The following is a 22,989-nucleotide window of genomic DNA, read 5'->3' on the forward strand; positions in this document are numbered from 1 at the left end:
AGTTTTAAAGGGAGTTACTTCCACCATCAGCTCTGAAGACAAAAAAGGCCGCTGGTGCTTTACCAGCGGCCTTTTAGCGCATTAAATTTTATCCAGAACCTAGGTATCGAATAAGCTAGAACAGCTCAAGCCTAGGCCTGCCGCAGCTCTAATAGGGTAATTTCGGGTAAGAAACCCACCCGGCCAGGATACCCCAGAAAACCTAGGCCTACATTCACGTACAGGTACTGTTTGCCTTTTTGGTATAGCCCGGCCCATTGCTCGTACACGTACTGCACCGGGCTCCATTTCATAAAGGGCAGATTCACACCGAATTGTGCGCCGTGCGTGTGGCCCGAAAGCGTCAGGTCGATGTCGGGGTAGTCGCGCACTTGGGCATCCCAGTGTGTGGGGTCGTGCGAGAGTAGGATCTTAAACGGAGCGTCGCCCGAGGCGGCGTGTGCCTTGGCTAGGTTGCCGTACTTGGCAAACTTGGTACCCCAGTTCTGCACCCCGATGATGGCAATCTTCTCGCCGTTGCGCTCCAGCGTGTGGCTCTCGTCGAGCATGAGGCGCCAGCCGATTTTGGCGTGGTTATTTTTCAGCCGATCTAGGTTGGTGCGTTTGGCCTCGGTGCTTTCCCACTGCACATAGTCGGAATAATCGTGGTTGCCGAGAATGGAAAAGATCGGGTGCTCCGACTCAATGCCAGCTAGCGTTTCAATGTGCTCTTCCACTTCCTGGGCGTAGTTGTTCACTAGGTCGCCGGTCATGAAAACAAGGTCCGCTTTGAGCTTATTGATCAGCGCCACCGCTCGTTGCAGCGGTTCTTTCGACTGAAAAGAGCCCGTGTGTAAATCAGAAATCTGCGCAATCTTAAGGCCGTCGAACGAAGCGGGCAGGTTGGGGAAGCGCAGCGTAACGCGCTTCACTTGGTAGTCGGTGCCTCCCTTGAACATGCCCCACAGCAACCCGAAAAAGGGAATAGCGCCTAGCAGAAGTGCTAGCTGGCTAATGAATGTGCTGCGTGAGATAGGCGGGCCAGAAACGCCGCCAGATTGGGTGACCTGCCGCGTTACGAAGCGGCCAAGGCGCACCACATCTTCCAGCAGCAACGGCAAGGCAATCAGGAGCTGGGCGGCTATCATGGCCAGCAGCAGCCCGCCGAAGTACGATTTGTAGGTGGCATGCAGATCACGCCGGGCCATCATTCCCCAAATACCCAGGAACCAGATGCCAATCGTGACGAGTAAGTAAAGAACGGTTGTGAGGCGGCGGCCAGTAGGCGTGGCTGCGTGTAGCAGCGTGCGAATAGCCTGTAAACCATACCATTCGGCCAGCACCAAGCCGACCAACAGGAGAGGGGAGAAAATGCGTGACATAGAAAAATCAAGAGTCCACAGCGCCGGGCACTAGCTTCCCGGACGCGTTACGTCCAAACTAGACGAATGAGGGGAGAGTTTACTTTATTTTGGAAAAAGACCTAGGCTCTTGCTGAAGCTTCATGGCACCACTGTTGTTCAAGTACCTAGGTAGCGCCCTAGGTTGCCCGCGCCACCCAGAGTTGGATGAGGGCAACCTTGAGGCGCTAGGTTGGATAACAACAACAGGGCACAATGGATTCAGTTGCTATTTTATCAGAAGACGAAACGCCAGCCGGGCCCTACCAGGCACCCGCTAGCTTCAGCATCAAGAGCTGGGCCGAGGAAGACCGGCCGCGCGAAAAGCTTCTCCAAAAAGGCCGCGCCGCCTTGTCGGATGCCGAGCTAATGGCGATTCTGCTTGGCTCGGGTACGGCCAAGCTCTCGGCCGTGGATGTGGCCAAGCTTATCCTGAACGCCGTGCAGAACGACCTGAACGAGCTAGCTCGGCTGTCGGTGAAAGACCTGATGCGCCACAAAGGCATCGGTGAAGCCAAGGCAATTACCATCATAGCAGCCTTGGAGCTGGGTCGGCGGCGCAAGGAAAGCGCGGCAGCGCAGCGTGCTACCATCACGTGCTCTCGCGATATTTATAACCTTGTGCGCCCCAACCTGCAGGATTTGCCCCACGAGGAGTTTTGGGTGGTGCTGCTCAACCGCGCCAACGTGGTAATGCGCAAGCAGCCCATCAGCACCGGCGGCGTGGCCGGCACCGTCGCCGACCCCAAACTGATCTTCAAGCACGCGCTGGAGCAGCTGGCCAGCTCGGTCATTTTGGTGCACAACCACCCCAGCGGTAACCGCAACCCCAGCGCCGCCGACATTGCCCTCACGCGCAAAGTGAAGGAAGCCGGCAAGTTTCTGGATCTGCCCGTGCTTGATCACCTCATCTACACCGACCACGGCTACTACAGCTTCGCCGACGAAGGTATTTTGTGAGGTAGCGCGAAGCCGGCGCGGCGTGTATCAGTGATTAATCATGCACCAGCCTAGCTGCCGGTTGGCCAACGATACGCGCTGTGCTGGCTTCGCGCTACAACCACTTGCGTACCTTTGCCACGTGAAACTCAATCCCAAACTCCTCATTGGCCTAGGGCTGCTGCTCATCTTCGGCTATTTCCTGCAAGACTTGGTTTTCGGCAACGATCAATATGCTGTCGGTATCAAGAAAGCTAGGTCTGAGAAAAACGATTCTTTTCGCCGCGGCAACACCTCGCCGCTGCTGACGGCTCAGCGCGCCACCTTCGACAGCCTGCGCTACTTCGCGCCCGATAAAACTTATCGGTTTATTGCCCAGTGGGAGCCGCTTGCCGCGCACGACACGGTGCTTATCCCGCTCACCAACGGCAAGGTGGAAAAGTACCTGCGTTGGGGCCGTGCTTCCTTCACCCTCGATAGCCAGCCCCAGCAGCTCACCTGTTTGCTGAAAGCCGATGGCAAGGACACCACCTTGTTTGTGCCCTTCACCGACAAAACCAACGGCTTCGACACCTACGGCGGTGGCCGCTACCTCGACGCGCCCAAACCTAGGCCCAACGACAAGGAAATCACGCTCGACTTCAACGCGGCGTATAATCCTTACTGCGCCTACAACAGCGAATACGTCTGCCCCGTGCCGCCCGCCGACAACCGAATGAAAGTAGCTGTTAAAGCGGGTGAAAAGTCGTTTCACGAGTAAGCTAGGTTAGAAAAGTCCCAGCGCAACGAAGCAAGCCAGTTGCGCGCCTAACTGTAGCGGTTTGTTTGCAACACAGCCACGGCCGGGAAAAGACTAGGAATGCGCTTGTTAGTGCACGTTCTTTACGGCAACAAGCCCCCATTATTATGCAGGATAAAAGCTGGTTGTCAGAGTATAAGTGGCTTTTGTTGCTCCCCGCAAGTCTGATCCTGTATCTGGCTTTCGACCCCATATTGAACCGGCTGGACAAGCAGATGCTAGGTGCCCATCCCGAGGTTATTCTGAAGGCCATCAATAGTGCCAAGGCGTCTCCGAAGATCGTTGGTCGCACGGGCACAATACTTTCGGAAAGCCACAGGTTGGATAAGCGCAGTTCCGAACCAGACTCGCTCATCCTTCAGATTAATCTGAAGGGAGAAAAGTCGACGGCGACAATCACTGCCTACGCGGTAAAACAAGCTGCCGGCGCGTGGCGGATCTACAAAGGCGATACGATCTTCACGAAGTAGAGACTGAGGGTTAACTTCTGGTTTCGCCGAGGGTACGCTACAAAACAGACTTTTCGGCCGGAATGCCAGAGGTATTCGAGTAAGCTCAGCGTACCTACCTAGGTTGTTTCCGCCTCAACACTACAACTATTTACCCAACAGCCACAAAGATTACAGGAGCGAGCTGCTTTTTCGGCGGCTGCGCAAATCTGTACCTTTGTGCTTGCCTGCCTAGCTCAACGCGAACGGCCGGCAGCTGATAACCGACAACTTACAAGCAAATGCTTATCTCCCTCGACTGGCTCCGCACGCTTATTCCTACCGACAAATCTGCCGCCGAAATTGGGGCACTGCTCACCGGCTCCGGGCTGGAAGTGGAAGGCATTGAGGAGCTGGAAAGCGTGCCGGGCGGCCTGCGCGGCGTCGTGCTTGGCGAAGTGCTCACCTGCGAAAAACACCCCGACGCCGACAAACTCAGCCTCACCACTGTGGACGTGGGCGACGGTACTCCACGCCAAATCGTGTGCGGGGCCCCCAACGTGGCTGCCGGCCAAAAAGTGGTTGTGGCCTTGGAAGGTGCTATGCTCTACCCTTCGCAGGGTGAGCCGTTCAAGATCAAAAAGTCGAAAATTCGGGGGGCTGCTTCCGAAGGCATGATCTGCGCCGAGGATGAAATTGGCCTAGGCACCTCGCACGCCGGCATCATGGTGCTGGATACGCCGCTGCCCAACGGCACCCCCGCCGCCGAGTACTTCGGCTTAGGTTCCGATTCGGTATTCGAAATTGGTCTGACGCCGAACCGTGCCGATGCGGCTTCGCATTACGGTGTGGCCCGCGAACTGCGCGCCCTGCTTCAGCAGCCCTGCCACCTGCCCGACGTGAGCCAGTTCCAAGCGCCTGCCACCGCCGCCAGCAACATCAGCGTAACCATTGAGGACGAACAAGCTAGCCCCCGTTACGCAGGTTTGCTGCTAGAGAACGTGCAGGTAGGCCCCTCGCCGGAGTGGCTGCAGCGGCGCTTGCGCAGCATCGACTTATCGCCGATCAACAATGTGGTCGACGTCACCAACTTCGTGCTGCACGAGCTAGGTCAGCCCCTGCACGCCTTTGATGCCGACCAGATTACGGGTGGCCAAATTCGCGTGAAGCGTGCTACCGAAGGCGAGAAGTTCGTGACGCTCGACGGCGCCGAGCGCACCCTGAAGGCAGATGACCTAGTTATTGCCGATGCCAACGGTACGCCCATGGCCCTGGCCGGCGTGTTTGGTGGCAAAACATCGGGCGTGAGCAACGCTACTACGCGCGTATTTCTGGAAAGCGCCTACTTCGCGCCGGCTGCCGTGCGTCGCTCTTCCCAAACGCACCAGCTCAAAACCGATGCTTCCTTCCGCTTCGAGCGCGGCACCGACCCAAACATGGTGCCGGTGGCGCTGCAACGCGCGGCGCTGCTGCTGCAAGAAGTAGCGGGAGCTAGCATCGCCGCGCCAGTGGTCGATGAGTATCCCGCGCCGGTGCAGCCTGCTACGGTGCGCTTGCGCCTATCCCGCGTAGAGCGTTTGGTAGGCCAGTACATTGAGCCCGAGCGGATTCGCCAAATCCTGATGGACTTAGATATTCAGATCAGCGAGGAAAGCACGGAGGAGTGGAACTTGACGGTAGCGGTGCACAAAGTGGACGTGACGCGCGAGGCCGACGTAATCGAGGAAATTTTGCGCATCTACGGTTACAACAACGTGGCACTGCGGCCTTTCAACTCGGCTTCGTTCCTCGCTAAGTTTCCGAACCCCGATCCGGAAGTAATTCGCCAGAACACGGCGCGGCTGCTCAGCGGACAAGGCTTCTCCGAAATCATTACCAACTCACTCACCAACTCGCAATATTTCGAAAAGGAAGGCGAGCCGAATGAGACGTTAGTGCACGTGCTCAACTACAACAGCGCCGACCTAAACGTAATGCGCCCCAGCGTGTTGCACTCCGGCCTGGAAGTGGTGCGCTACAACCTCAACCGCCGCCAGCGCGACCTGAAGTTGTACGAGTTCGGCAAAACCTACCACCGCCAAGCCGATGGGCAGTACCAAGAGAAGAACAAGCTAGCTATTTATGTGACCGGCAATGCCACCGCCGAAACCTGGCAACATAAAGCCGAGAAAACCACCTTCCACGACCTAGCCAGCGTGGTGCAGCAGGTGCTAAATGTCCTAGGTCACGCGGCGCCCGCGCCGCAGCCTGTGCAGCACCCATATCTAGCCGGCGGCCTCACGCTCCTAGTACAAAACCAGCCCGTAGCGCAGCTAGGTGCCGTCTCGCCGGGCGTGCTCAAGCGCCTCGATGTAGGCCAGCCGGTGTGGTATGCCGAGCTGGATTGGGATTGGCTGGTGCGCAAGTACAAAGCAGCACTAGTGGCCCGCGAGTTGCCGAAGTTCCCGGAAGTACGCCGCGACCTGTCGTTGGTAGTCGACCGCACCGTGACTTTCGATCAGCTTCGGCAGATTGCGCAGCGCACCGAGAAGAAGCTTCTGCAAAGCGTGAACGTGTTCGATGTGTATGAGGGCGAAAACCTAGGTGCCGATAAGAAATCGTACTCGGTGAGCTTCGCCTTGCAAGACCCCACGCAGACGCTTACCGATCAAGCTATTGACGCAGTGATGCAGCGCCTCATCGGACAGTTTGAGAAACAAGCTGGTGCCTTGATTCGGAAATAGCGGAAGTTTCCGGCATTTTGTCGGAAACTTCCACCTACATAACCATCTCACTATGAATACACAGGAAAACTTTTGTACGCTGTTGGCTCCTTTCTGCTTTTGCTTGGTGTATTCTTACGAATTGGGCATTTCGTGGAAGTTGGGACGGGAACATCAGTAGTCGTGTTCGGCTTTATGTTATCCTTGCTAGCGTATAGTCGCTACAGCCGCCGTTTGGCTATCCGAGTAAACCAGCTAGAAATGGAAGTAAAGCAACTACGTTCGGCACAGTAGTGGAGTCCATTGTGCCGAACAGCAATGAAGTTTGGGTTTGTTTTTTAGGTTTAAGACGTCATGCTTGGCCTGCTGACCCACAGGGAGACGCAAGCCAAGTATTTTGCTACTGCTTTGTTACCACTGCGGTAGAGATGCTTCGCGGGGCTCAGCATGACCGTTCCAGATTAGTAGAGCCCTAGGCTGTTGACCTAGCGCCAAAAACCAGCAACGAACCACCAAAAACCAAAAAATGGCCTCCTCTCAGCAACTTGCCCATCTCGACCGCCTGGAGCGGCAGGTAACCACGTTAGTGGCTGCTTATCAGCAGTTGCGCGAGGAGCTAGCCGATGCCCAAACCACCATCCAGCAGCTCCGCGCCGACGTGCGTGACCGGGACCGGCAGGTGAAGGATTTCCAAAATCAGGAGAATATCGTTAAACTTGTCAATACCATAGCAGGAGACCCTGCCCACGCCACCGAGCTGAAACACCGCCTCAACGACTATATTCGAGAAATTGATAAGTGCCTTGCCTATTTGAGGGAGTAACGACCATCAAGATTCCACCTGCCGCTGATTATGAGCGATTTATCCATTAAAATTCGCGTCGCCGACCGGGATTATCCAATGCGGGTAAGTCCCCAGGAAGAGGAGCGCCTGCGTATGGCGGGAAAGCTGCTCAACGACCGGATTAAGGAGTTTCGTGAACAGTACGGCATTCAGGACAAGCAAGATCTGCTCGCCATGGCCGCGTTGTCGACCATGGCTGACAGCCTGAAAGTCAGTAAGGAAAAGGATGGGACCGATGCAGCTTTGTCTGAGCGCTTGTCGCGCCTAGATAAGTTGCTTGCGACGCTAGTACTCAGTTAATCAGAGTACTGGCACGGCTTTATGTCTGATCAGGAGCGAAGCAAGCGGCTTTGCTGCTTTTCGGGGACGTTGGGCAAGCGTTTGTTGTTATGGTTTTCAATTCCTCCCATAAACCATAGCTCATGCCCACCATTGTGTATATTGTCCTTGCCGCTGTCGTTGCCCTCGGGGCCGGCGTCGTGCTAGGACGCCTGCTGGCCGGAAAGGCCCGGCAGGACCATGAAGCCCAGGCGCAAGCCCGCGCCCAACAACTCCTCCAAGAAGCCGAAGAAAAGGCCAACCGCATCCGCGACGAGCGAATTCAGCAATCCAAGGATAAGTTTCGTCAACTCAAGAACGAGTTCGACCTCGACAGCCGCCGCCAGAAAACGGAGCTAGAAGCCGACCTAAACCAGCGCCGCCTCGGTATTCAGGAGCAGGAGCAGAGCATCAAGCAACTGACCCAAACCACGCAGCGCCAACTCGAACAGCTTCAGAAGAAGGAAAAGGACCTCGACATGCTGCGCGACAAGATTCAGGTTGAGTCGCAGCAACTACGCGAAAAGCTGGAATCTCAGGACGAGAAGCGCCGCACCACGCACGAAGCGCAACTCGAAAAGCTTACCCGCCAGCAGCAAGAAGTAGAAGAGCAGCGCCTTCAGATTCAACACCAACTCGAAACGATAGCTAACCTTTCGGCCTCTGAAGCCCGCGAGCAACTCGTTGATTCTTTGCGCAATGAAGCCCAGATTCAGGCTAGCTCCTACATTAAAGATGTGGTGGCGCAAGCTAAGCTCACGGCGACCAAAGACGCCAAGAAGATTGTATTAGAAACCATTCAGCGCACTGCCGCTGAGCATGCCATCGAAAACTGCGTCTCGATTTTCAATATTGAATCGGACGACGTAAAAGGGAAGATCATTGGCCGCGAAGGCCGCAACATTCGGGCGCTAGAAGCCGCTACCGGTGTTGAAATTATTGTGGATGATACGCCCGAGGCGATTATTATCTCAGGCTTTGATCCGGTGCGCCGCGAGGTAGCACGTTTGTCGCTGCACTTGCTGGTGAAAGACGGCCGTATTCACCCGGCCCGGATCGAGGAAATCGTAGCTAAAACCCGCAAGAACATTGACGAGGAAATCGTTGAAATTGGCGAGCGGACCATCATCGACCTAGGCATTCACGGCTTGCACCCCGAGCTGATTAAGATGGTTGGACGGATGCGCTTCCGCTCCAGCTACGGCCAGAACCTGCTTCAACACTCGCGTGAAGTAGCCAACCTCTGCGCCACCATGGCTGCCGAGCTAGGGCTGAACGTGAAACACGCCAAACGTGCCGGCCTCCTGCACGACATCGGCAAAGTAAGCACCGAAGAACCCGAGCTACCCCACGCCATCCTCGGCATGGAGATGGCCAAGAAATACAAGGAGCACCCCGACGTGGTAAACGCCATCGGTGCCCACCACGATGAGATTGAAATGACGGCCATGATTTCGCCGCTCGTACAGGCCTGCGACGCTATCAGCGGCTCGCGTCCTGGCGCTCGTCGCGAGATGATGGAAAGCTACATTAAGCGCCTGAAGCAGCTGGAAGAAACGGCCGTTGGCTTCGAAGGCGTGAACCAGTGCTACGCCATTCAGGCCGGCCGCGAGCTGCGCGTGATGGTGAACGCCGACAACGTGAGCGATGAGCGGGCTCAGGAATTGAGCTACGAAATCTCGCAGAAGATTGAGAAAGAAATGCAGTACCCTGGCCAGATCAAGATTACCGTAATCCGGGAAATGCGCGCCGTGGCATACGCCAAATAATATAGCGTAACGTATTGAAAAGCCGCCGTAGCGAAAGCTGCGGCGGCTTTTTTGCGTCTAACGCATGCAACGCTATGTGAGCTAACTTGATCATATTGGTGCGCGATCTTATATGCCACCTAGCTATTCTATGTATCCTCCTTTACTAAAGAAAAGAAACCTAGCGTTGGCTTCTACGGGCTTGCTGGCCAGCTGCTCGGTGTACACGCCGTTGCAGCCGAGCGCGCCCCTGCTGCGTGACAAAGGCCAAGTGGAGGTGGCAGGGAGTGTTTTCCTGGCGAAACGGCTGGAGGGCTCTGTCGCTTATTCGCCGGCGCGCCACGTGCTGGTACGCGCCGCAGGTGGGCTACGACCGGGTAAAGTGGATACGACCCGTACTTATTTCCGCCTCCGCCAATTCGAACTTGGTGCGGGTACGTACTGGCCGCTTTCCGGTCAGTGGCTGGTGGGTGGCCTAGGGGGCTACGGTCGGGGCAAGAGCAGCCGACGCTTCGACGCAGGTGGCTTTGAATCACTCAACGATAGCGTAACGACCTACCAGTATGAGGCGCGTTTTCACAAGGTTTTCGGGGAAGTGTTTGCGGCCTACGAAGGCGAGCGAACGACGATGGGCCTGACGTACCGGCTATCGCAGGTACGATTTCCGGCGTTGACCAACAACGGAATACCTATAAACCTACGACGTATGACCCGAAATGAGCCCATGTTCTTCGTGCGGTACTGGGACCGGGAAGGGGTGTTTCCGTGGGCGCAGTTGCAGCTAGCAGTCAGCTTGTCGTGGTCAGCCGACTACTCAAAAAAGATTTGGTACGAACAGCCCCTTAGAGATTTAAAAGAACCACAGGTGCTTACCTCACTTGGGCTAGTAATTTACCCGCACCGGTTTAAGAAGCAATACTCAACGCGCTAGCTGTTAATGTGCTACAATGAATTTGCCGGTGCTCACCGCTAGCTTGTGGTTATCAAGTTGCGAGATGCGGTAGAAGTACACGCCATTGTGCATGGCCTGTGTATTGAGCGTGAGCTGGCCGGAAGCGTCAGTGAGCGGCTGCGTCAGAACCAGGGCGCCCGCAGCATTCACGATAGCTAGGTTGCCTGGGTGGGCAGCCGAATATGGATAAGTGACCTTAATGTACTCGGCCGCCGGATTGGGATAACTGGCTACGCTTAAGGCCTCACTTTTAATAGTCGATAAAACGGTGGTGTTGCGGGTAGCTAGGTATAACTCGTTGGAAGCCCAGCTATTGAGGGACGTACCGGTAAAAGCCATGCACTCCATGTTGGCCGACATAGAAGGCTGACCATTGTAGAGCGTCACGTCGTTGATGCCTTGGACCTGCTGAAAAGAGCTAGCGTCGAAAGCACTGGCGGTTGTGGAACGAGTAATCTGGTACAGCGAGCGTTGGGCCGTGCCATGGGAGGCCCCCAGAAAATAAGTCAGATCGTCTTTAGACAACTGGCCTGGAAAAGGCTGATAGCCAGCCGGCAAGGGCAGCGTGCGTACGTAGTTGAAAGAAGTAGCCGAGGTACGGACAAATTCTACGATGCCGATGGCCGCTGCGAAAAGGAAAAGCCGATCTTTCGTAGCCGTGAGCGACGGCGCTGCAATGAAAGACGTGAGCAACCCATTGAGCGCAATCATGACGGGCGTGCCAAAGCTAGCCGTTAGGGAAGGGCGCTGGGCAAAATAAAGGCAGTTGTTAGCCGTGAAATAGATATCTAGTTCATCGGCAGAAAGCCAGCAAGAACCAGGGGCAAAAGGCAATGCCAGCGGTACTGTAACGGGGGCGCAAAAAGTACCAGTGACGCTTGCACGCTGCGTAAACATCAGCTTGCTGTCGGTGCCTGTGATGTAGTACAAGCGCAGGCCACTAGGAGAAAGCCACGGGTAGGCATCGGCGTCGTTTGCGTCGTTGATCTCGGCTAGGGCACGGACCCCGGTATAAGAGTATGTAGTAGCCGCTGTGCTTGCGCCCGGTAAACTAGAAGGCGTGTAGGTAGAGACATTGCCCAGTGGAAACCCATTGGCGTCGTGGCTAGATATCGTTTGGCTAAAAGCACCGTAAGAAAGAAGCAGATTAATGAAGAGTAAAGCTTTTTTCATGCGGTGCGTATTGAATTATGGCTATGATTTTTTGTACGTCTTTAACGACTTGTCAAATTTTATAAAAGGAAAGTTTAAAAACAAATTCATATACAACAATAAGTAAATTTATTCTATCTACAGTTATATTAAAGAAGGCTGCCCGAATCCGGGCAGCCTTGCATAGAATAAGAAGCAATATGCGATTAGCGCTTACGCTTCATCCGGCGGCATAAGTTTGGAGAACAAATTATTTAGTGCTTCCGCCCAAGTAGGGTGGGCTAGTACCATATTCTGTAATATGGTACAGGTTAGATTGCCTGCCATCGCTAGCTGAAGCATCGTCATGATTTCGCCGCCTTGCTCGCTCAAAACTGCCGTGCCGAGAATGTGGTTTTCTTCATCTACCAGCACTTTGATGAAACCCGCTGTATGACCCGTTTCACGAGCCCGCCCGATCGTCGCGACGGGCATGGAAGCCACCCGATAAGCCACCTTCTTCTCCTGGGCTTGCTTTTCCGACAGCCCAACGCGACCTAGCTGTGGCTCCGTGAACACCACATACGGTAGCGGGCGCTGCTTGGCCGAGCGGGGTTTATCGTGCAAAATAGCGTCGCGCACGACGCGGTAATCGTCGTAGCTGATGTGTGTGAACTGGGGACCACCGTGTACGTCGCCAAGCGCATACACACCAGGCACGTTAGTGAGCAAGTCGTCGTCGACTTTAATATAGCCATTCTCGTCGAGTTCTACCCCTGCTTTGTCCAGACCTAGCTTGTTGGTATTGGGCTTGCGGCCGGTAGCTACGAGTAAGTGCGTGCCTCGCAAGCGCCGCTCACCTTCCTCCGTATCGACGCTCAACGTTAGCACGCCTTCTGCATTCTGCGACACGCGGCGGGCTTTGGCACCTAGCACAAACTCCACGCCTTCGTCGGCGAGCAGTTGCTGCATGGCGTCGCACACGTCGTCATCTTCGCGGGACAGGACGTGCGGGTTCGACTCGATAATAGTAACCTGGCTACCTAGGCGACGGAAAATCTGACCAAACTCCAGTCCGATATAGCTGCCACCCAGAATCAGTAGGTGCTCAGGCAGCTCCGAGGTGTCTAGCAGCTGCGTAGGGGTGAAGTAAGGCACTTCCGTTAGGCCTTCGACATCGGGTGCGGCCGCGTGTGTACCGGTGTTGATAAAGACTAGCTTCGCTTCGAGCTCTTGCATGTGGCCATCATCGAGTGCTACGCGGAGGCTACGTGGGCCCGTGAACTCCGCGTGGCCATGCAGCACGGTAATGTCGGGCTGCTCCTCCGTAAGGTTTTTGACGGTGCCCTCGCGCATCTCGCCCACAATATGATTCTTGCGGGCCATAACAGCAGCAAAATCAACTTTGGGTTCCGACGCTTCAATGCCGTACTCGGCGGCCGTGCGAACGTGGTGTGCCCGCTCAGCCGAAGCTAGCAGGGCTTTCGTGGGGGTACAGCCATAGTTGATGCAGGAGCCACCAAAAAACTTTTCTTCCACCAGCACCACCTTGCGGCCCGCTTTGGCAAAAGAAACGGCAAGTGGGTTGCCAGCTTGGCCGGAGCCAATAATGAGAACATCGTAAGAAGTGGTCATAGAATGTGCGCGGAATAGGTGGCCCTTGGACGGCAGAAATAGCCTACAGTTGGGCTTGCTATACGCAGCCGCCCGACGAAGGGTCGGCAACGAAATGCTACTCTATTCGTTTTGGCTCCACAATCTGCTTAGCTTTCGGATATGAAGCTCTATTTGCGGGCGCTGCTGACGCTCTTCGTACCCTTCCTGGCGAGTTGCTCGTCGTTGTATTTTCCGCCGCCCCCCCAAGTGCCTTTGCTCACCCAAAAGGGTGAGTTCAGCGGCGGTTTGCACACAAACTTAGACAACAACGTGTCGTTGCAGGGGGCGTATGCCGTGGGCGAACACCTAGGGGTGATGGGCAGTGCCTCCTTCCTGCACACTGACAAGAAGAAAAGAGTGCTCGACCACGACTTTGGCGAAGTAGGCCTAGGGTATTACACGCGCTTAAGCGACCGGCGTGTACTGGAAGTATATGGCGGCCTAGGCGGGGGGCACTCCAAACGCGTTGAGCGTGATGCAGAGAAAGTGACCACGCGCACGCTGGAAAGCGGCCTGACGAAGTACTTTCTACAGGTGAACTACAGCTCGAAGGACAACAGCAACGTGCACGTTTTCGGCCGCGACTTTCCAATTACCTACGGCACGGCATTGCGCCTAAGCTACCTACAGCTCGAAAACTTCAAGTTGGATAATGTGCCAACAATAGGCGAGGAGAACGTCTTTATAGAGCCTATCACGTACACCCGCATCCAACTTGTTGGGCCAGTGCAGCTTCAGCTCATCAGCGGCAGCAACTTTGGCTTGCGGCAGCGCAAGTTCCTGAAGGCAGCCAACTCAGTATTCAACTTTGGCGTGGTGGTGAATATTGGCGGGCAGGAGGGTAAGCGGTAACAGCAAGCCTCCGTTTAGTGGCTATCAGCCGCCGAACCAACGCCTACGATCTTTTGCACGACATCAGCTAGCGGTTCAAGGCTAGTAATTTCTTCAACATCAGGCAACAGTCGGGTGGCGCCGAAGCGATTCAGCCACACCGGCCGTATGCCCACTGCCAAGGCGCCGAGCACGTCGGCCGTCCAGTTGTCACCAACCATCACGGTAGTAGCGGGCTCGGCACCTAGGCGCTGCATGGCTACCTGAAAAATGCATGGGTCGGGCTTTGGCATGCCCACCTCTTCAGAGGTAATCAGCGCGTCTACCAAGTGGCGCATACCTAGGTAGTGCAGTTTGTCTTCCTGCTCCGCCGTGCGGTTGTTCGTTACAATCCCGATGCGGTACTGCGGCTTCAGGGCTTCCAGCAAGGCCAGCGCACCCGTAATAGGCTGGCGCAAACCACGATAGTGCTCGTAGTGAAACTGCGCAAATTCATCAGCTGCCGCATCCGAGGTTAGGGCGCCGTACGGCGCCAGCAACCGTTGGAAGCGTAGCCGCCGCGCCTCTAGGTAGCTGTAGTGGCCAGCCAACACGAGTGGGTGCATCTCTTCCAGAATCTCGCTGTAGCGGTTGTATAACTCATCCAATACGATGTCGGCGGCGAAGGGCAACTGATGTGTACTAGCCGCCAACGTCGCCCGCGCGGTAGTCGCATGGTCGAACAGCGTATCGTCGAGGTCGAAGAGGATGGCGGTGGGGCGTAGGAAGGCTGGCGCTGTGGACAACGACATGGCGGTGAAATCTGATAGCAAGTGTAAGGTGGCAGCGCACGTCAGGAAGAAGTCAAACAGCCTTGCGCGTATCTAGGTTAGGGCACTGGCCAGAAGAAAATAGGTGACGTAAGAACCGAGCACAAAAAAGCCCCGGCGCAAACCGAGGCTTTCTTTTCTCTTAAAAGCGAGCTAACCTAGCCGTTCAACACGCGCAGCATCGTGTCGCCAATCTCGGCGGGCGAATCCACTACGTGGATGCCGCACTCGCGCATGATGGCCATCTTAGCCGCAGCCGTATCATCGGCGCCACCTACAATAGCACCGGCGTGGCCCATGCGGCGGCCGGGAGGAGCCGTCTGGCCAGCAATGAAGCCCACAACTGGCTTCTTGTTGCCGCTCTCTTTAATCCAGCGGGCTGCTTCGGCTTCCATGCCGCCGCCAATTTCGCCGATCATCACGATGCCCTCCGTTTCGGGGTCGTTCATGAGCAGCTCCACCGCTTCTTTGGTCGTGGTGCCGATGATGGGGTCACCACCGATGCCGATAGCCGTGGTCTGCCCTAGGCCAGCTTTGGTGAGCTGGTCAACGGCTTCGTAGGTCAGCGTACCCGACTTCGATACGATACCGATTTTGCCTTTCTGGAAGATAAAGCCGGGCATGATACCCACTTTGCACTCGCCGGCAGTCATGACGCCGGGGCAGTTCGGGCCGATCATGCGCAGGCCTTCGCGGTCTTTGAGGTATTCTTTCACCGCAATCATGTCCTTGGTCGGAATGCCTTCGGTGATGGTTACAATCACTTTAATACCAGCGTCGGCGGCTTCCATGATGGCGTCGGCGGCAAAAGCCGGGGGCACGAAGATGATGCTCGTATCGGCGCCAGCTTGCTCAACTGCTTCAGCAACCGTGTTGAACACGGGCCGGTCGAGGTGCTGGGTGCCACCTTTGCCAGGCGTCACGCCACCCACTACGTTGGTGCCGTACTCAATCATTTGCTGAGCGTGGAAGGAGCCTTCCGAGCCGGTGAAGCCCTGCACAATCACTTTAGAATCCTTGTTAACCAGAACACTCATTCGAAGCGGGTTTTAGAGTAGCTATTCCGTTGGGGGTAAGAACGCCAGCATCGGAAAAATGCCGGCGCACAAAAGTAGGCTTTTTTGGTCCGGCTGCAAGGCAAGCAACGGAGTAACTGAGTAGCGGCGCAACGGAGTAATGCTGTTCAACGATTTACTCTGCTGCTCCGTGCGAAGCCACTCGGTTACTCTTTCGTACCTTTGTCGCTCCAACCACCCCACACTCATGTACCTGAATCATATAGTGGAAGCCATCGGTAACACACCGCTGGTGAAACTCAATAAAGTAACCGATGGCATCCGCGGTACCGTGCTAGCCAAGGTCGAATATTTCAACCCCGGCAACTCGGTGAAAGACCGCATGGCGGTGAAAATGATTGAAGATGCCGAAAAAGCTGGCTTGCTCAAGCCAGGCGGTACTATCATTGAAGGCACTAGCGGCAACACGGGCATGGGCCTAGCCTTGGCAGCCATCAGCAAAGGCTACCGGTGCATTTTTACGATGAGCGATAAGCAGGGCCAGGAAAAGCGGGATATTCTGAAGGCCGTAGGCGCCGAAATTATCATCTGCCCTACCGATGTAACGCCTGACGACCCGCGCTCTTACTACTCGGTGGCGCGCAAGCTCAACGCCGAAATTCCGAACTCCTTTTATCCTAACCAGTACGATAACCTCTCCAACACCGCCGCGCACTACCAGCAAACGGGGCCGGAGCTGTGGGTACAGACCAATGGCCACATCACGCACCTAGCTTGCGGCGTGGGCACGGGCGGTACAATCTGCGGCACCAGCAAGTACCTGAAGGAGCAGAATGCGCAGCTGGTTACGGTCGGCATCGATACGTATGGCTCGGTCTTCAAGAAGTATAAGGAAACCGGTATTTTCGATCAGAACGAAATTTATCCGTACAAAACCGAAGGAATTGGGGAGGATATTCTGCCCAAAAACGTTGACTTCGATCAAATTGACCTGTTTATCAAAGTTGCTGACCGCGACGGGGCTCTCATGACGCGTCGCTTGGCGAAGGAAGAAGGCTTATTTGTGGGCTGGTCGTGCGGCTCGGCCGTGTTTGGCGCACTGGAATACGCGCGGGAACACTTGCAAGAAGACGACACGATGGTGGTAATTCTGCCCGATCACGGCACGCGCTACCTAGCCAAAATTTATAATGACGACTGGATGCGCGCGCAGGGCTGGTTGTGATAAATCTTTAATTTAGAACCCTGTAACGATTGGCTTCAGTGATTTTGACTATGACCAAAAAGCTCCAGAACATCGTGTTGGTTGATGATAACGAAACAACCAGCTTCCTAAATAACCGCTTGCTCAACCGCCTCGCTATTGCGGAGCAGGTGCGCACCTTTACCAGAGCGGAAGAAGCCTACGAGTTTCTGTGGGGCAACGGCCGGCAGCCATCCGATGCGGCTGATCACCTGCCGGAGCTGGTTTTTGTCGACCTGAAAATGCCGGGTATGGATGGCTTTGAGTTTCTGAAGCAGTACGACAGCCTTCCGCCCGAAGTGAAAAGCAAAACCGTGATGGCCGTGCTGACTACTTCCATGCATGCCGCCGATACGGCCCGCGTTTCTCAATTCAAAGACGTGGAATACCTTACCAAACCGCTCACCGAGGAGAAAATGCAAAAGCTCCTGACCAAACGCTTTTCGTTAAGCTAGGTTGCTCATCGAGCTCATGCTGTAGGCCCTCGACCTAGGCCGTTGAATGGGCTTTGGACTGATCAGTAACCCTGACAGAGGCTTCAAGCCCTGTCAGGGTTTTTTTATGCTCAAACTACCGCATCTACAAACTGGAAGGCTTCGCCGTCGAACAAACCTTTGTCGCTGAGCTTCAGACTCGGAATAACTAGTAAGGCCATGAAGGAGAGCGTCATAAAGGGCGCAGCGAGCGGACTGCCTAGCTTTTTGGCCAGTGCATCAACGGCGGTATACGCCTCCGCCACGGCATAGCCATCTTGGTCTGACATGAGGCCGGCCACGGGCAACGGCAGAAGCAGTTCTTCGCCGTCGGCGCTGACGGCTGCTAAGCCACCTTTGGCCTGCATCACTAGGTTTACGGCGCGAGCTAGGCTCTCGTCATCGCAGCCGACGGCGGTAATATTGTGCGAGTCGTGGCCGACGCTGGAAGCCAGCGCGCCGTGCTTCAGACCAAATCCTTTAATGAAGGCCACTGCTGGCGGAGCAGCCGCGTAACGGTTCACGACTGTTAGTTTCAGAACATCAGTAGGTAAGTTGGGCACTACAAAGCCCTGTTCTACTAGGGCAGCTAGGTCGTGGCGTGCGGTGATGAGTTGCCCATCAAAGCATTCAATAACACGAATCGTCGCCGTCTCCGCGGGAGCAAGCAGCCGAAAGCTGGTAGCTTGTACAAGGTCGGTGTGGAAATTATTGATAACGGGTACGGCCGCCGCCGGAATTCTAGTTTGGCCGTTCTCAGCCACCACGTCTCCATTGATGTAAGTCCGCTGGACGTTGAATTCTTGCAGGTTATCAACCAAGATAAAGTCGGCGGGGTCGCCCTCACGGAGCAAGCCAACAGGTAGCTTATAGTGGAGTACAGGGTTCAAGCACGCCACGCGCAGCACCTTCAATACCTCTTGGCCGCGCGCCACGGCGCGTTGCACGAGCTGATTGATATGACCGAGCACGAGCGTGTCGGGGTGCTTGTCGTCGGAGCAGAACATCAGGTGCTCGTAGTGTTCCGGCAACAAGTCAATGAGCGCCTCGAAGTTGCGGGCCGCTGAGCCTTCCCGAATCAAAACCTTCATGCCCACAGCCAGTTTGTCGAGGGCTTCTTCGGCGGTAAAGCATTCATGGTCGGTGCTGATGCCGGCGCTGGCGTATTGGCGGGCATCGTCGCCGCGCAAGCCGGGTGCGTGTCCATCCACGGGACGGTTGTAGCGCTGGGCCAGGGCTATTTTCTCCATCACCAGCGGGTCGCGGTGCAGCACGCCGGGCCAGTTCATCATCTCAGCTAGATAGCCCACGGCAGGGTTCTGGAAAAGCTGCTCAATGTCGGCGGCCGTGATGGTGGCGCCGGCTGTTTCGAAGGGCGTAGCTGGCACACACGAAGGTGCCCCAAAGCAAAATTTGAACGGCACGGTGTTGCTACTCGCCAGCATGTACTCCACGCCCTTCACGCCGAGCACGTTTCCAATTTCGTGCGGATCGGATACCGTGGCTACCGTGCCGTGCACTACCGCCAACCTAGCAAACTCCGAGGGCACTAGCAGCGAGCTTTCGACGTGCACGTGCGCATCCACAAAGCCTGGCAACGCATACGGCAGTGTTGGATCGGGGCCTACCTCGGAGAGCTCCATCCGCTGGATGCTGCCATCTGCTACGTGGATAGTGCCAGGCGTTATGGTGTTGGTAAATAGATTGATAACGTTGGCGCGGAGGGCGAAGGCAGCAGGCATAAGCTAGGTACAAAACGACGGTAAAGTTCAGTTCACAGAACGGCGAACGGGTAAAGAACCTTATATTTGTGGGAAAATCCACCCCTGTGAGAAAGATTCTAACGATGCTTTGGGTTGCCCTTTTCTTGGGTTCGGGTGTGGCTGCCACCGGTTGCGCGGGCCGCACAGCGCAGCAGAAGAAAACCGCTTCGTATAAGCGCAAAGCCAAATCCGGCCATATTCCTTGCCCGTGCGACAGTCATTAGGCAATACGTAATCCTAGCTCTCTTAACTTCTCAATGGCTGTCGAATCGCCCCTAGGTACTTTGCAAAACGCCGCTGAAACTGTTCGTCAGCAGCTCCGGCTCCCTGCCTTCGATGCTGAAGCGGTGCAGCGCTTGGCAGAACTTATTGAGACGCAACGACCTAGCTTAACAGATAGCAGCCGCGAAAACGCCGTAACGGCGCTAGGCTGCTTTCTAGGTCAGTGCTTGGTGCAAACCTACGGCGGGCAGTGGGCCGCCGGACCCGATGGTACCACGGGGGTTGGCATTGGCGGACACTCTTTTTTTAATCCCTTTTACCGCGTTGCCGAACAGCTCGCCCACGGCCGACCTTCGTCGGTAGCCGTATTCTTTACGGAACTGCCTGAACGTCTGGCTGCCGCGTCCGGCCGTAAAGAACAACATTCGTGACTCAACCTAGCCCTCAGCCGACCGATTTTGCCATGCAGAAACTTGTCATTGCCATCGACGGCTATTCTTCGTGCGGCAAGAGCACCACGGCCAAAGCCGTAGCCGCCGCCTTGGGCTACGCCTACATTGATACTGGCGCCATGTACCGCGCCGTGACGCTGTACTTGCTCGAAAACAAAATTGCGTTCGACGACTTGCCCCGCATCGAGCAAGCGCTCCACGACATGCACATCACCTTCAAGCGCAACCGCCGGACGGGTCGCAACGAGCTTTGCCTTGATGGGCAGGTGCGCGAAGACGAAATTCGGCAGATGTACATCTCGAATAATGTAAGTGAAGTGTCGGTTATCCCGGCTGTGCGCCACGCCATGGTGCGGCAACAGCAGCGCATGGGTCGCAAGCGTGGCATCGTGATGGATGGGCGCGACATCGGTACGACCGTCTTCCCTGATGCGGAAGTGAAAGTGTTCATGACGGCTGATACGCACACCCGGGCCCTGCGCCGGCAGGAGGAGCTAGCCGAGAAAGGCGAGCAGGTGGAGCTGGAGGCAATTATCGAAAACCTCACCAAGCGTGACTATATTGACTCGACGCGCGCCGAAAGCCCCTTGCGTCGGGCTGCCGATGCCGTCCTGCTCGACACCACGCACATCACCATCGACGAGCAAGTTGATTTTGTGCTAGAACGGGTGTCGGCCGCCTTGTTTTCGCGGGCCATGTTGGCGCAGTCGCAGAATAGCTAGGGCAAAACCTAGCCACCTTGTCAGCTCGGATTGGGGCGCGAAAGTTGTAAGAGTAAGTTCTGTTTGTTGAAGAAAGCGCATGAACGTTACCATAGATAAGAATTCCGGCTACTGCTTCGGCGTCGAGTTTGCCATTCAGATGGCCGAAGACGAACTGGCGCACGAAGAGACTTTGTATTGCCTCGGCGACATTGTGCACAATCGGATGGAGGTGGAACGCCTCTATCAGCAGGGGCTGCGCATTATCGACCGAGAACAGCTAGCTGAGCTTCACGATTGCAAAGTGCTCATCCGGGCTCACGGCGAACCGCCGGAAACCTATGAGCTAGCTTTGCGCAACAACCTAGAGCTCATTGACGCTTCATGCCCCGTGGTGCTTAAGCTCCAAAACCGTGTGAAGCACGCCTACGACTCCATCAAGCGTCAAGACGGCCAGATTGTCATCTACGGTCAGCCCGGCCACGCGGAGGTTACTGGCCTCACGGGCCAGACCGGCAACCGTGCCCTTATCGTGATGACGGAAGCCGACCTCGACCAGATTGACTTTACCCGTCCTGTTACGCTTTTCAGCCAAACGACTAAGAGCACGGCCGGTTTTTACCGCATGAAGCAGTTGATCGAGGAGCGCATTGCGCTGGCTGGTAGTTCCCTGGATTCGTTTGACGCCAACGACAGCATCTGTCGTCAAGTGAGCAACCGGGAGCCAGCACTTGCCAAGTTTGCCGTGCAGCACGACATCATCGTGTTTGTGAGCGGGCGCAAAAGCTCCAACGGAAAAGCTTTGTTCAGCGTGGTAAACAAGACCAACCCGCGCAGCTACTTCGTGGAGAACGAGCAGGAACTAGACGACGAGTGGTTCCACGGCGCTGAGTCGGTGGGCATTTGCGGCGCGACTAGCACGCCCATGTGGCTCATGCAGCGCGTAGCCGACCGCATCGAGCAAGTGGCAGTTGAGGCGTAGTTTCGCTAAAGAGGGACTGAGTAGCTGAGTGACTGGGTAAAGTTGTTCAAGAACTTACTTAGTCCCTCAGCTACTCAGTCCCTCTTTTTTATGCGTAAGTTTTTCAATTACTTTCTTAACGGCTTTCTCATCGTGGCGCCCATCAGCCTCACGATGTACATTTTGTACGCGAGCATCAGCTGGCTCGATGCGCTGTTTCGCTTCAATGGTATGCCGCCGGGCCTAGGTCTGCTTTCGGCTATCGTGGTGCTCACGGTGGTTGGCTACATTGCCAAATCCTTTATGGTGCGGCCGTTTCTGGTGATTACAGAGCGCATTCTGCACCGCACGCCGTTGGTTAGCATTATTTATTCCAGCCTCAAGGATCTGTTTGATGCCTTTGTAGGCGACAATCAGAAGTTCAACTGCCCGGTGCTGGTGCGGCTAAATGCCACCGATCAAGTGTTTAAGCTTGGTTTTGTCACGCAAGACCACATGGCAGCCATTAATCGGGAACAGCTGCTAGCTGTGTACTTTCCGCACTCTTACAACTTCTCCGGCGAACTAGTACTCGTGCCCAAGGAAAACGTAACGTACCTGGAATTGCCGAGCAGTGAGGTGATGAAGTTCATTGTGTCGGGTGGGGTGTCGCGGCTGAGCTAGGCAGTGGCGCGATGCTCAGCCTTCGCACCGCATTTCATAAGCTACTACTTGCTAAATCGGGGACGAATAGAGCCATCATTCTGTTCTATTCTTGATGATTACTGAGCAATTAACAATCGAAAAGACGTACGTAGCCAGCAAGACCAAGCTGCACTATCAACGCTACGGCGACGGGCCGCGGGCGGTGCTAGCTTTCCACGGCTACGGACAAAGTGAAGGGCACTGGCGCTCGGTGGCTTCTGTGCTAGGGCCGGAAGTGAGCGTGTATTCGTTTGATTTATTTTACCACGGGAAGAGCCGTCTTGTAAAAGCCGACGCGCCCATCACGAAGAAGCGTTTGGCCGAGCTCCTGGGCGAGTTTCTGCACGAACAGAAGATTACGAAGTTTAGCCTGCTGGCCTTTAGCATGGGCGCCAAGTTTGCTCTCACGGCCGTAGAAAACTTCGCCGACCAGATAGAGCAAGTGTGGCTGGTGGCGCCCGATGGCATTCGTGCGCAGCTCTGGTACACTTTGGCAACTTCGCCGCTGCTGATGCGCGGCCTGCTGGGCCGTGCCGTGCTGCGACCCCAACGGCTGTTAGGCTTTATCAATAAGCTGAGCGAAAAACGACTGGTTGATCCCGGCTTAGTGCGCTTCGCCGAGTGGCAGCTAGATAGCCGTGAGAAACGGTTGCGCGTGTACCGTAGTTGGGTTGGCTTCAAGAACCTAGCGTTCGACCTGAAGCGGCTCGCTACGTTGCTCAACCGCAAACCGACGCCAGTAACTTTCTTCCTAGGTAAGTACGACCGGGTGATTCCGCACACGGGCTTGAAGCAGTTTATTGGCTCGTTGGCGAAAGCCGATTTGGTGATGCTTGACGCCGGCCACGGCGGCCTAATCTATGACGTGGCCGCTTACTTGCGTCGCCACCCAGAGACGCGCTTGTAAGAAAAGACAACCGCAATGATACCAGTCCGAT

General features: G+C 55.6%; 21 protein-coding genes and 1 pseudogene. 16 read left to right on the forward strand and 6 right to left on the reverse strand.

Translation table 11 applies throughout. From position 1 onward, the window contains the following. Positions 1 to 131 precede the first annotated feature (131 nt). Positions 132 to 1,361, reverse strand: coding sequence for a metallophosphoesterase (locus tag BXP70_RS14275; RefSeq protein ID WP_086594777.1), 1,230 nt, complete (start codon positions 1,359 to 1,361; stop codon positions 132 to 134). Between the two features lie 234 nt (positions 1,362 to 1,595). On the opposite strand from BXP70_RS14275, the gene radC reads away from it, so the two are divergent. The 8 genes from radC to BXP70_RS14315 all read left to right on the forward strand — a co-directional run bounded on the left by radC (position 1,596) and on the right by BXP70_RS14315 (position 10,088). Next, entirely contained in the window at positions 1,596 to 2,339 is a 744-nt protein-coding gene (gene radC, locus BXP70_RS14280) for a RadC family protein (RefSeq protein WP_086594778.1), read from the forward strand. Between the two features lie 121 nt (positions 2,340 to 2,460). Further along, on the forward strand, positions 2,461 to 3,078 hold the full coding sequence (locus BXP70_RS14285; protein ID WP_179197699.1) for a DUF1684 domain-containing protein: 618 nt from the start codon (positions 2,461 to 2,463) through the stop codon (positions 3,076 to 3,078). 146 nt (positions 3,079 to 3,224) lie between these two features. Further along, on the forward strand, positions 3,225 to 3,587 hold the full coding sequence (locus BXP70_RS14290; RefSeq protein ID WP_086594780.1) for a hypothetical protein: 363 nt from the start codon (positions 3,225 to 3,227) through the stop codon (positions 3,585 to 3,587). 260 nt (positions 3,588 to 3,847) lie between these two features. After that, positions 3,848 to 6,268 (forward strand): phenylalanine--tRNA ligase subunit beta, encoded by a 2,421-nt coding sequence (gene pheT, locus BXP70_RS14295; protein ID WP_086594781.1) that lies wholly within the window; start codon positions 3,848 to 3,850, stop codon positions 6,266 to 6,268. Positions 6,269 to 6,773: 505 nt separating this feature from the next. After that, positions 6,774 to 7,070: a hypothetical protein gene (locus BXP70_RS14300; RefSeq protein WP_086594782.1), complete on the forward strand. Its 297-nt coding sequence runs from the start codon at positions 6,774 to 6,776 to the stop codon at positions 7,068 to 7,070. A 30-nt stretch (positions 7,071 to 7,100) separates the two neighbouring features. Then, positions 7,101 to 7,391: a cell division protein ZapA gene (locus tag BXP70_RS14305; protein WP_086594783.1), complete on the forward strand. Its 291-nt coding sequence runs from the start codon at positions 7,101 to 7,103 to the stop codon at positions 7,389 to 7,391. A 122-nt stretch (positions 7,392 to 7,513) separates the two neighbouring features. Further along, positions 7,514 to 9,178, forward strand: a complete 1,665-nt coding sequence (gene rny, locus BXP70_RS14310; protein ID WP_086594784.1) for a ribonuclease Y — start codon at positions 7,514 to 7,516, stop codon at positions 9,176 to 9,178. 130 nt (positions 9,179 to 9,308) lie between these two features. Continuing rightward, on the forward strand, positions 9,309 to 10,088 hold the full coding sequence (locus BXP70_RS14315) for a hypothetical protein (protein WP_143436506.1): 780 nt from the start codon (positions 9,309 to 9,311) through the stop codon (positions 10,086 to 10,088). Positions 10,089 to 10,091: 3 nt separating this feature from the next. Here BXP70_RS14315 and BXP70_RS14320 read toward each other — a convergent pair whose 3' ends face one another. Continuing rightward, the gene (locus BXP70_RS14320) at positions 10,092 to 11,282 is read right to left on the reverse strand and encodes a T9SS type A sorting domain-containing protein (protein WP_086594786.1); all 1,191 of its coding nucleotides are present in this window, start codon (positions 11,280 to 11,282) and stop codon (positions 10,092 to 10,094) included. 192 nt (positions 11,283 to 11,474) lie between these two features. Next, positions 11,475 to 12,875 carry a mercuric reductase gene (locus tag BXP70_RS14325; RefSeq protein WP_086594787.1) on the reverse strand — a complete coding sequence of 467 codons (1,401 nt, stop codon included), beginning with the start codon at positions 12,873 to 12,875 and terminating at the stop codon, positions 11,475 to 11,477. 141 nt (positions 12,876 to 13,016) lie between these two features. On the opposite strand from BXP70_RS14325, the gene BXP70_RS14330 reads away from it, so the two are divergent. After that, a complete protein-coding gene (locus BXP70_RS14330) occupies positions 13,017 to 13,748 on the forward strand; it encodes an outer membrane beta-barrel protein (protein ID WP_086594788.1) in 732 nt (243 codons plus the stop codon). 14 nt (positions 13,749 to 13,762) lie between these two features. On the opposite strand, the gene BXP70_RS14335 is transcribed toward BXP70_RS14330, so the two are convergent. Continuing rightward, positions 13,763 to 14,518 (reverse strand): HAD family hydrolase, encoded by a 756-nt coding sequence (locus BXP70_RS14335; protein WP_086594789.1) that lies wholly within the window; start codon positions 14,516 to 14,518, stop codon positions 13,763 to 13,765. Between the two features lie 176 nt (positions 14,519 to 14,694). Beyond that, positions 14,695 to 15,573 (reverse strand): succinate--CoA ligase subunit alpha, encoded by an 879-nt coding sequence (gene sucD, locus BXP70_RS14340; protein WP_086594790.1) that lies wholly within the window; start codon positions 15,571 to 15,573, stop codon positions 14,695 to 14,697. Positions 15,574 to 15,799: 226 nt separating this feature from the next. Between sucD and BXP70_RS14345 the strand changes: the two are divergent. Both BXP70_RS14345 and BXP70_RS14350 read left to right on the forward strand, forming a co-directional pair. Then, positions 15,800 to 16,774 (forward strand): annotated as a pseudogene (locus BXP70_RS14345) (PLP-dependent cysteine synthase family protein); the annotation flags it as partial. A 53-nt stretch (positions 16,775 to 16,827) separates the two neighbouring features. Next, entirely contained in the window at positions 16,828 to 17,250 is a 423-nt protein-coding gene (locus BXP70_RS14350; RefSeq protein WP_086594792.1) for a response regulator, read from the forward strand. A gap of 110 nt (positions 17,251 to 17,360) precedes the next feature. On the opposite strand, the gene ade is transcribed toward BXP70_RS14350, so the two are convergent. After that, positions 17,361 to 19,010 (reverse strand): adenine deaminase, encoded by a 1,650-nt coding sequence (ade, locus tag BXP70_RS14355; protein WP_086594793.1) that lies wholly within the window; start codon positions 19,008 to 19,010, stop codon positions 17,361 to 17,363. Positions 19,011 to 19,288: 278 nt separating this feature from the next. On the opposite strand from ade, the gene BXP70_RS14360 reads away from it, so the two are divergent. The 5 genes from BXP70_RS14360 (at position 19,289) to BXP70_RS14380 (ending at position 22,958) form a co-directional block, all read left to right on the forward strand. Further along, positions 19,289 to 19,684, forward strand: coding sequence for a hypothetical protein (locus BXP70_RS14360; protein WP_086594794.1), 396 nt, complete (start codon positions 19,289 to 19,291; stop codon positions 19,682 to 19,684). Positions 19,685 to 19,716: 32 nt separating this feature from the next. Then, positions 19,717 to 20,427 carry a (d)CMP kinase gene (cmk, locus tag BXP70_RS14365; protein ID WP_086594795.1) on the forward strand — a complete coding sequence of 237 codons (711 nt, stop codon included), beginning with the start codon at positions 19,717 to 19,719 and terminating at the stop codon, positions 20,425 to 20,427. A 79-nt stretch (positions 20,428 to 20,506) separates the two neighbouring features. Then, positions 20,507 to 21,388: a 4-hydroxy-3-methylbut-2-enyl diphosphate reductase gene (locus tag BXP70_RS14370; RefSeq protein WP_086594796.1), complete on the forward strand. Its 882-nt coding sequence runs from the start codon at positions 20,507 to 20,509 to the stop codon at positions 21,386 to 21,388. 90 nt (positions 21,389 to 21,478) lie between these two features. Beyond that, on the forward strand, positions 21,479 to 22,030 hold the full coding sequence (locus BXP70_RS14375; protein WP_086594797.1) for a DUF502 domain-containing protein: 552 nt from the start codon (positions 21,479 to 21,481) through the stop codon (positions 22,028 to 22,030). A gap of 94 nt (positions 22,031 to 22,124) precedes the next feature. Further along, the gene (locus tag BXP70_RS14380) at positions 22,125 to 22,958 is read left to right on the forward strand and encodes an alpha/beta fold hydrolase (RefSeq protein WP_086594798.1); all 834 of its coding nucleotides are present in this window, start codon (positions 22,125 to 22,127) and stop codon (positions 22,956 to 22,958) included. The last annotated feature ends 31 nt before the right edge of the window (positions 22,959 to 22,989 follow it).

The organism is Hymenobacter crusticola (assembly GCF_002154225.1).
Classification (GTDB): domain Bacteria; phylum Bacteroidota; class Bacteroidia; order Cytophagales; family Hymenobacteraceae; genus Hymenobacter; species Hymenobacter crusticola.